The sequence below is a fragment of the Streptomyces otsuchiensis genome (genome assembly GCF_004305975.1).
In the GTDB taxonomy this organism is placed as follows: Bacteria; Actinomycetota; Actinomycetes; order Streptomycetales; family Streptomycetaceae; genus Streptomyces; species Streptomyces otsuchiensis.
Window position 1 is genome coordinate 1 of sequence record NZ_BHZI01000341.1, and the last position, 5526, is coordinate 5526.

Below are 5526 nucleotides of genomic sequence, written 5' to 3' on the forward strand. Positions count from 1 at the left end.
AACTCGCCGCATAACCCAGCAACCCCGAACCACCCCAAACCCGACACGGGCGCCTTGACGAAAGACATAGAGGCACCCCCCCCGCGGCCGACCGCCACCACCACGGCCGCCCCCGACTCCGCCGTACAGCTCGCCGACCGCTACCGAAAAGCGAGCGGAAACGGGGATGTGCGCGGCATGGAGCGCGTCGACGGCCCCGCCGGTGTGCCGCTGCTGACCGTGTGGACCCACAACGCGGACGACGATGCCGAGACCTTCGAGCGCCTGAAGGTCTCGCTCACCGACTACCTGGAGCGGGAGGACGGCGTGGATCTGAGCAAGGGATATCTCATGGATGTGTTCGGGCCGGACGGGGGCCTTCAGCACCGCCTCGACGCGCGCCCTTAGGAGGCGGGTGCGTCCGGCGAGAGCCGGGGAAGCCTGAGCGTGATCGCTGAGGACGCACGGTCGGGTTGCCCACTCGGCCCTGCTCGTGGCAGCGGTTGCGGGGGGCGTGAGGGCGTGCGAGGTTGCGAGGGGAGCCGGCTTTCGCGTCAGTGGGGTGAGCGCCGATGCGCGCCGCATGTCCGTACCGCACCCGGTCGTCCCCGTCGGCGGCCACCGCCCGTGAGCTGGGCGCGTGTCAGTGCGCCGGGTGGCGGTGCTCCGTCCCTGTGCCGGGCAGGCGGAATGTGTGGATGCCGTCGTATAAAGGTGCGGATATCGGCGAAACCCGATATCAGCCGGACAGCCGGCGCGCGGCGTGGTGTGCTGTGGCCGACGAGCCCCTCCGTCCGGTCCTCGCGCCCGCGCGCCCCGGCGGTGTGGCCGTACCGGACGGCGCCGGTGCGCCGCCGCACCATCCCGCCGGCCCGAGCAGGAGTCGCCGATGTCCGCCGTGACCGCCGCAGCATCCCCGGAGTCCACCGACATCGGTGGCGTCGCCGGGTTCTTCGTCGACCTCATGGACACCATCGGCGGTCCGGGCGCCGGCATCGCCGTCGCGGCCGAGAACGTCTTCCCGCCCCTCCCCAGTGAACTCTTCCTGCCGCTGGCCGGGTTCAGCGCCAGCCAGGGCGGCATGACCCTGGCCGAGGCGCTGCTGTGGACGACGCTCGGTTCGGTGGTCGGTGCGGTGATCCTCTACTGGTTCGGCGCCGCCGTCGGACGCGACCGGCTCCGGGCCGTCGCCGGGCGGATGCCGCTGGTGAAGGTCTCCGACTTCGACCGCACCGAGGCGTGGTTCGCCCGGCACGGGACCAAGGCCGTCTTCTTCGGCCGCATGGTGCCGGTCTTCCGCAGCCTGATCTCCGTCCCGGCGGGCGTGGAGCGGATGCCGGTCGCGACCTTTGTGCTGCTGACGGCGGCGGGCAGCGCGGTCTGGAACACCGTGCTGGTGCTGACGGGCTACTCCCTGGGTGACAACTGGCATCTCGTCGAGGGCTACGCCGGAGTGCTGGAGAAGGTCGTCCTGGCCGCGGTGGTCGTGGCGGTCGCCGTCTTCGTCGTGGTCCGGGTGCGACGGGAGCGACGCGGCGGCAGGGGGCGCGGCGCCCACGCCCGGCACTGATCCAGTCCGCGCCCGACGAGCCCGGGGTAGGCGAGCCCGGCTGCGCTTCCGCTCCGAGGCGCGGATCGGTGATGATCGAGTGATGAGCGAGATCATTCTGATGTCCGACCCCCGGGTCGCCGCGATCGACCTGCGCGAGTGCGGCGAGCCCCTGGCCGACGCGCGCGCACACGGCGCGGCGCTGCTCGTGGACGACCGGAGGGCCGACCCGGACGGCCTGTTCACCCTGCTGCGCGAGGGGGTCCTGACCCGGCTGGCCGAAGCCGCGGGCCGTCTGCCGGACGGTGTGCGGCTGGCCCTCGTCGAGGGGTACCGGCCGCCCGCACTGCAGCGCCGCTACTTCGACACCTATGTCGAGCGGCTGCGCGCGGCCCGCCCCGGGGAATCCGCCGACCGGCTGCGCGAGGCCGCCAGCCGGTACGTCGCCCCGCCGGAGATCGCCCCGCACACCGCGGGCGCCGCCGTCGACGTCACCCTGTTCGGGACGGACGGCCAGGAGCTGGACATGGGCACCGCCGTCAACGCCACCCCCGAGGAGAGCGACGGCCGCTGCTACACCGCCGCCCTCGACATCACCCCGTCCGCCCGCGCCAACCGCCGCCTGCTGGGCGACGCCCTGATGGCGGCCGACCTGGTCAACTACCCGACCGAGTGGTGGCACTGGTCCTACGGGGACCGCTACTGGGCACTTCAGACCGGCGCCTCGCACGCCCACTACGGGCCTCGCGAACCCCGTTAGACCGGAGGAGGCGGGGTGCCGCCCGGTCCCACGCCGTGGACGGTGGCGTACTCGGCCACCAGCCAGGGCCCGAGGTCGTCGACCAGCACCCTGAACAGCGCGGGATCGGCGGAGGGGGCCCGCGCGGTCCGGGCCGCGAGCCGCACCTGGGCCGCGCGTTCCGGCTGCCCCGGGTAGTGGGCGGCGAAGACCGCCGCTGATCGCTCCAGATCGCTGGTCCAGCCGCCCCAGCGGGGCATGACCAGCGTGAACGCGGTCCGTACCAGACGGCGGGCAGCCGTTCGGCTGATCGCGCGGCGCGCGTCCTCGGTGTGTGCCCCGGCCATTCGGGTGCGCCAGCGCGGCAGGACGAGTGCGAGATCGCCGTTGGTCCCGCGTGCCAGCTCGGAGGTGGGCCGGTACCGGGGCAGCCGGGGCGTGAGGTCCTCGCCCGCCAGGGGAGTGGCCAGACAGGCGACGAGAAAGCCCAGGTCGTGCCGTTCGGCGGGGCTGAGCAGCCGCGCGGTGGAGAACAGCAGCACGCCGACGCCGTCGATGACCTCGTGCCGCGCGTCCAGCCCGGCTTCCAGGGCACGGGCGTCCGCCCGGTCGGCGGCGGACGGCTCCCGCCGCAGCGCCAGCAGCAGGTCGAGGTCGGAGACGCCCGGGACGGCGGTGCCGCGCGGCACGCTGCCGTAGAGGTGGACGCCGTCGAGGCGGCCGGCGCCCGGCGGGCCGAAGCGCTCGTTCACGCTCTGCCGGACATCCGCCACCAGCGGCGCGAAAGCGCTGGTCACCCTGGCTGTGGAGCCCTCGCGGCGGATGTGGCCGTCGGGGTCGAGGCCCCGGTCGCCGCTGTCGTCGGCCTGGTCGGTCCGGGTGGTCATGCACGGAGTGTCGCGGGTCCGGTGCGCCTCCTGCCACCGGATTGAACCGGGCGTGCTAGGGTGTTCTGTGTTGCGGTTGTGGTACCCATAAACTTTTGTGTGCGCCTGACGGTTAATGCCTCAGGCGCATTTGTTTTTCCCCGGGCTTCCCCGGGTGGGGACATTGCAGCGACCCGGGATTCGCGAGGTGCGAATTCTGCATTGCCCCTATGAAAAGGAGATCAACATGGCCACCGGTACCGTGAAGTGGTTCAACTCGGAAAAGGGCTTCGGCTTCATCGAGCAGGACGGCGGCGGCGCCGACGTCTTCGCCCACTACTCCAACATCGCCACTCAGGGGTTCCGTGAGCTCCACGAGGGCCAGAAGGTGACCTTCGACGTCACGCAGGGCCAGAAGGGCCCGCAGGCGGAGAACATCGTCCCGGCCTGATCAGCCGCGCGACGCACCTGCGTTCCGGGGCCCGTATCCCTCTTCGGAGGGGTACGGGCCCCGGCCGTGTCTCCGGACTCAGTCCGTCACGCCGAACAGCTCCAGCAGCTCGGTCTTCCCGAACATGCGGGCGGTGTCCACGGCGGACGGCTGGCCCGCCGCCGGGTCGGCGCCGCCCGTGAGCAGGGCGCGCACCACCTCGTCCTCGCCCTTGAAGACCGCTCCGGCCAGCGGGGTCTGACCGCGGTCGTTCGCCCGCCCCGGGTCGGCGCCGCGCTGGAGCAGCGCGCGCACGGTGGCGGCGTGCCCGTGGTAGGCGGCGAGCATGACCAGGGTGTCGCCCTTGTCGTTGCTGAGGTTCGGCGGCACGCCGGAGTCCACGTAGGCGGCGACGGTGTCGGTGTCCCCGTGCCGGGCCAGTTCGAAGATCTTCGCCGCGAGCTGCAGCACCTCGGGGTCGTGGGCGGGTTCGTTGCTCTCGGGCAGCGGGCCGGTCATCGTGATGGTCCTCCTCGGGGGGAGCGCCGGGGGGCCTCGGCAGTCTTACGGTCGTCGTCGTCGTTGGCGGCGGCGGTGGTGGCCGCCACGCAGTGGTGGTTCCGCGGTCCTGGTGATGCGGTCGTGTGTGGTCGCGGCCGGTCGACCGCGATGGGTGAAGCGACGGCATCAGCCTACGTACCGTCGCTCCGTAATCTTTCTGCCATGCCCCTCACGCTTCCGCGAGTCCTGCGCCGTGACCCGGTGATGACGGTGGTCGTCGCGTTGTCCGTGGTCGACACCGCGGTGATGCTCGCCGCGATGCCTTACCCGGAGCCGCTGTGGCAGACGGCCCTGTGCCGGCTGCTGGTGCTGCTCGGGGCGCTCGCGTTCGTGTGGCGTGAGCGCCGGCCGGTGACGGTCGCCCTCTTCCTCGCCGTCGCCACCGCCCTGTACTACCCGCTGGGCGACCAGGACGGGCCGCTGATGATGGCCCTCTACGCGCTCGCCCTCTTCTACGTCGCCTACTCGGGGCGGCTGGTGTCGGCGGCCGTCATCGCGCTGGCGACGCTGGCGGCCGCCGCCTGGAGCGAGTCGGTGACCCGGGCGCGCGGCGAGGGCAACATCGACGACATGGCGTTCGTCCTGCTGCTGGGATGGGTGGTGGGCGTCCTCGCCTTCGGGCACGCCCTGCGGGTCCGGCGGGAGTACCTGCGTGAGGCGGAGCGCCGTGCACTGGCGGCCGAGGGGGAACGGGACGCCCGCGCCCGGCAGGCCGCGACCGAGGAGCGGCTGCGCATCGCCCGCGAGATCCACGACGTGGTCGGCCACCACCTCTCCCTGATCAATGTGCGGAGCGCCGCCGCCCTGCACCGCCGCGCCCGGCGGCCGGAGGAGACCGCCGAGCTGGCGGACGCGCTGGAAGCGGTGCGGGACACCAGCCGGGAGGCGCTGCGGGAGCTGCGCGCGACGCTGGGCGTGCTGCGGCAGGTGGACGAGGCGGCGCCGGTGAACCCCGCACCCGGGCTGGACCGGGTCGGCCCGCTGGTGGAACGGCTCCGCGCCACCACGGGCCTCGCGGTGCGGCTGACCACGGCCGGGACGCCGGTGGCGCTGCCGCCGCCGATCTCGCTCGCCGCCCACCGGATCGTGCAGGAGGCGCTGACCAATGTCACCCGGCACTCCGACGCGAACTCCGTGGAGGTGAAGGTCGGTTACGCGCCCGGTGGGCTGCGGCTGACCGTGGCCGACGACGGCGCCGGTACGCCGGACCCCGGGGGAGAGGGCGAGGTCCCCCGCGGCAGCGGTGTGGCGGGGATGACCGAACGCGCCCGTGCGCTGGGCGGCGGCCTCACGGCGGGCCGCCCGCCCGGCGGTGCCGGGTTCGTCGTCGACGCGGGGGCTGTCTCTTTTTAACAACTTACGCTGCCGGCGAAAATCCTTTTGTTGATTTTTCTGGGGGGCG

The 5526-nt window shown here is 72.8% G+C and carries 7 protein-coding genes; 5 read left to right on the forward strand and 2 right to left on the reverse strand.

What is annotated here, in order from left to right; genetic code table 11:
• The 3 genes from E0D90_RS23125 to E0D90_RS23135 form a co-directional block, all read left to right on the forward strand.
• Positions 1-387, forward strand: a 387-nt coding sequence (locus E0D90_RS23125; protein ID WP_227870427.1) for a hypothetical protein, incomplete at its 5' end; no start/stop codon positions are given.
• Positions 388-868: 481 nt separating this feature from the next.
• Positions 869-1549, forward strand: coding sequence for a DedA family protein (locus tag E0D90_RS23130; protein ID WP_103500176.1), 681 nt, complete (start codon positions 869-871; stop codon positions 1547-1549).
• Positions 1550-1631: 82 nt separating this feature from the next.
• Positions 1632-2288 carry a M15 family metallopeptidase gene (locus E0D90_RS23135; RefSeq protein WP_130799940.1) on the forward strand — a complete coding sequence of 219 codons (657 nt, stop codon included), beginning with the start codon at positions 1632-1634 and terminating at the stop codon, positions 2286-2288.
• On the opposite strand, the gene E0D90_RS23140 is transcribed toward E0D90_RS23135, so the two are convergent.
• A complete protein-coding gene (locus E0D90_RS23140; protein ID WP_130799941.1) occupies positions 2285-3154 on the reverse strand; it encodes a nucleotidyltransferase domain-containing protein in 870 nt (289 codons plus the stop codon). The two genes, E0D90_RS23135 and E0D90_RS23140, sit on opposite strands and share 4 nt — an antisense overlap.
• A gap of 226 nt (positions 3155-3380) precedes the next feature.
• Here E0D90_RS23140 and E0D90_RS23145 point away from each other — a divergent pair, with 226 nt between their 5' ends.
• Positions 3381-3584 carry a cold-shock protein gene (locus E0D90_RS23145; protein WP_103500173.1) on the forward strand — a complete coding sequence of 68 codons (204 nt, stop codon included), beginning with the start codon at positions 3381-3383 and terminating at the stop codon, positions 3582-3584.
• A gap of 78 nt (positions 3585-3662) precedes the next feature.
• Here the strand turns inward: E0D90_RS23145 and E0D90_RS23150 are convergent, their stop codons facing one another.
• Entirely contained in the window at positions 3663-4082 is a 420-nt protein-coding gene (locus E0D90_RS23150; protein WP_130799942.1) for an ankyrin repeat domain-containing protein, read from the reverse strand.
• Between the two features lie 204 nt (positions 4083-4286).
• On the opposite strand from E0D90_RS23150, the gene E0D90_RS23155 reads away from it, so the two are divergent.
• A complete protein-coding gene (locus E0D90_RS23155) occupies positions 4287-5477 on the forward strand; it encodes a sensor histidine kinase (protein ID WP_170215038.1) in 1191 nt (396 codons plus the stop codon).
• Positions 5478-5526 lie beyond the last annotated feature (49 nt).